General features: G+C 44.9%; 3 protein-coding genes. 2 read left to right on the top strand and 1 reads right to left on the bottom strand.

Going from position 1 to position 3,670, the window contains the following annotated elements; genetic code table 11:
- Positions 1-47: 47 nt before the first annotated feature.
- On the bottom strand, positions 48-1,841 hold the full coding sequence (lepA, locus tag VIP81_RS32275; RefSeq protein WP_331971958.1) for a translation elongation factor 4: 1,794 nt from the start codon (positions 1,839-1,841) through the stop codon (positions 48-50).
- A 250-nt stretch (positions 1,842-2,091) separates the two neighbouring features.
- On the opposite strand from lepA, the gene VIP81_RS32280 reads away from it, so the two are divergent.
- Both VIP81_RS32280 and rocD read left to right on the top strand, forming a co-directional pair.
- Complete coding sequence (locus tag VIP81_RS32280; protein WP_331971961.1) at positions 2,092-2,349, top strand: acyl-CoA-binding protein; 258 nt, start codon at positions 2,092-2,094, stop codon at positions 2,347-2,349.
- Positions 2,350-2,501: 152 nt separating this feature from the next.
- Positions 2,502-3,670: ornithine--oxo-acid transaminase (gene rocD / locus VIP81_RS32285; protein WP_331971964.1), on the top strand; the 1,169-nt coding region annotated here is incomplete at its 3' end.

Here is a 3,670-nt window from a genome sequence, read left to right on the forward strand (position 1 = left end):
GAAAATCATCAAAATCAGTATAATCCTGAGAAAGACAAAAAACCGCGCTAATCGTCCAGTTTCAGTACTGCCAGGAATGCTTCCTGCGGTATTTCTACGTTACCGATCTGGCGCATACGTTTCTTACCTTCTTTCTGTTTCTCTAGTAATTTACGTTTACGGGAGATATCACCACCATAACATTTTGCGGTTACGTCTTTACGCATTGCGCTGATGTTTTCGCGGGCTACGATTTTAGCACCAATGGCCGCCTGAATGGCGATGAGGAATTGCTGGCGTGGCAGCAGTTCTTTCAGCTTTTCGGTGAGCTTACGGCCAAATTCCTGCGCACGGCTTCTATGGATCAGGGCACTGAGTGCATCCACCTTTTCATTATTCAGGAGGATATCCATTTTCACGATATCACTGTCACGGAAACCGATAGGTGTATAATCGAAGGAAGCATAGCCACGGGTCTGGCTTTTCAGCTTATCATAGAAATCAAATACGATTTCTGTGAGTGGTATTTCAAACATCAGCTCTACGCGGGTAGTGGTCAGGTAGCTCTGGTTAAGGAGATTACCACGTTTACCCAAACACAGGGTCATGATGTTACCGATATATTCGGGTTTGGTGATGATCTGTGCGCGGATGAAAGGTTCCTCAATCCTGTCCAGCGTGGTAGGATCGGGCATTTCACTCGGGTTATTTACGATAATTACGCCGTCCCGGGTAGTATGTGCAATGAAGCTTACGTTGGGAACGGTGGTGATTACGGTTTGATTAAACTCTCTTTCCAGTCGTTCCTGGATGATTTCCATGTGCAGCATGCCCAGGAATCCGCAACGGAAGCCGAAGCCCAGTGCCTGTGAGGTTTCCAGCTCATAGGTCAGGGAGGCGTCATTCAGCTGCAGTTTGTCCATGCACTCACGCAATTCCTCGAAATCCTCTGTATTTACCGGGTAAATACCGGCAAATACCATTGGTTTTACTTCCTGGAAGCCGTTGATACCTTCTGCACAAGGGTTATTGGATAAGGTGATGGTATCACCTACTTTTACTTCTTTGGCACTTTTGATACCTGTAATAATATATCCCACGTCGCCGGTGAATACTTCCTTCCTCGGCGCCAGTCCCAGTTTCAGGATACCTACTTCATCAGCAAAGTATTCTTCCCCACTGTTGAAGAAGCGGATTTTATCGCCTTTCTTAATGGTACCGTTGAAAATGCGGAAGTATGCGATGATTCCGCGGAAAGAGTTGAATACGCTATCGAAGATCAGTGCCTGCAATGGTGCATCGTTGCTGCCTTTGGGGCAAGGGATACGATTTACGATCGCTTCGAGAATTTCTTCGATACCAATACCTGTTTTACCGGATGCCAGCAGGATGTCCTCTCCTTTTACACCGATCAGTTCAATGATCTGGTCTTTTACTTCTTCGATCATGGCGCCCTGCATATCAATTTTATTGATAACGGGGATGATTTCCAGGTCGTTTTCCAGTGCCAGGTAAAGGTTGGAGATAGTCTGGGCCTGAATACCCTGTGCGGCATCTACCAGCAGCAGGGCGCCTTCGCAGGCAGCCAGTGCACGGGATACCTCATAGGAGAAATCCACGTGGCCGGGGGTATCGATCAGGTTAAAAATATATTGTTCTCCGTTTTTTGCGGTGTAGTCCATCTGAATCGCATGACTCTTGATGGTGATACCTTTTTCACGTTCAAGATCCATGTCATCCAGCACCTGGGCCTGCATATCACGGTCGGAAATAGTATGTGTAAATTCCAGTAAACGGTCTGCCAGGGTACTCTTACCATGGTCAATATGGGCAATGATACAAAAATTGCGAATATTCTTCATATGATGTTTTGCTGTTCCGTAGGCCTATTGCAAAGTACTACATTAAACCTTATTCAGCCGGCAAAGGTATTGAAATTAGTTCATTAGTTAATGCGTTTAGTGATTATGTTTTGTTGTTTGGTTTTTAGGAAGATAGGAATGATGGCGACGGCTTTTTTTGATATATTAACTTTTAATGCTCAACTTTATAGACATAAGGGAAAAATGAAGACTCAAACCCGTATTGTTAAATCTTAAAATTCACCGGAACATGGAACTTACCAATCAGTTCGAACAGGCAGTGGCGGACAGCAAAACGCTGGCAGAAAAACCCTCCAATGAAATTTTGTTACAGTTATATGCTTTGTACAAACAGGGAACTACCGGCGATGTGGATACAGACGGGCCTTCCAACCCATTTGATTTTGTGGCCAAAGCCAAACATAATGCATGGGAAGAATTAAAAGGCAAAACAAAAGAAGCCGCCATGGAAGAGTATGTAGCGTTGGTGCAAAAACTGAAAGGATAGCCGAAAGCTGAAGGCATAAAGCAAAAAGCTATTGTAGCGAATACTTATAGCGGAAATAATATTCGCACTGACCATTCGCTACAATAGCTTTTTGCTTTATGCCTTCAGCTTTCCGCTCATTACTTCCGGCTTTTTCTTACTTTTGGGTTATTATGATTCCATCCTACACGATAAGCGAAAAGTCTCAACATTACCTGGCGCTGGAAGAACAGTATGGTGCCCACAACTATCATCCGTTGCCGGTTGTACTGGATCGCGGCGAGGGTGTTTTTTTATGGGATGTGGACGGCAAACGTTACTATGATTTTTTATCCGGATATTCTGCGGTTAATCAAGGACATTGTCACCCGAAGATTATAGCCACACTGATAGAGCAGGCAAAAAAACTCACGCTTACCTCCCGCGCATTTCATAATGATTTACTGGGAGAATATGCACAATATATCACTGCATATTTCGGATATGATAAGGTATTGCCCATGAACACGGGTGTGGAAGCGGTGGAAACGGCGCTGAAGCTGTGCCGCCACTGGGCTTATATTGTAAAGGGTATCCCTGAAAACAAGGCGAAAATTATTGTTTGCAGTAATAACTTCCACGGACGTACGCTGAATGTGATCTCTTTTAGTACAGATCCTTCCGCGCGCAACAACTTTGGTCCTTTCATGCCTGGTTATGAAGTGATCCCTTACAACAGCTTAACCGCACTGGAACAGGCATTGCAGGATAAAAATGTAGCTGGTTTCCTGGTAGAACCTATACAGGGAGAAGCCGGTGTAATGGTACCGGATGAAGGCTATCTGTCAAAAGCGCGGCAGTATTGCCAGGATGCCAACGTATTATTTATTGCAGATGAAATTCAAACAGGACTGGCCCGCACCGGTAAAATGCTGGCCTGCGATCATGAAAATGTTCGTCCTGATATATTGATTCTTGGTAAAGCCTTGTCTGGCGGCACCTTACCAGTGAGTGCCGTGCTGGCGGATGATGAAATTATGCTCACCATCAAACCAGGCGAACATGGTTCCACCTATGGCGGTAACCCGCTGGCCTGTAAAGTAGCTATCACTTCTTTGCAGGTATTAAAAGATGAAAAAATGGCGGAGAATGCAGCCGCTATGGGGCAGTTACTACGCAACGGCCTGCAGGAACTGCAATCTTCCTATATTACTACTATACGCGGAAAGGGATTATTAAATGCGATCATTATTCAGCATAAAGATCCGGAAGCCGCGTGGGACCTTTGTTTAACGTTAAAAGAAAATGGATTGCTGGCGAAGCCAACGCATGGAGATAAAATACGCTTTGCACCTCCATTGAC

This window comes from Chitinophaga sp. (genome assembly GCF_036566945.1).
Lineage (GTDB): Bacteria > Bacteroidota > Bacteroidia > Chitinophagales > Chitinophagaceae > Chitinophaga.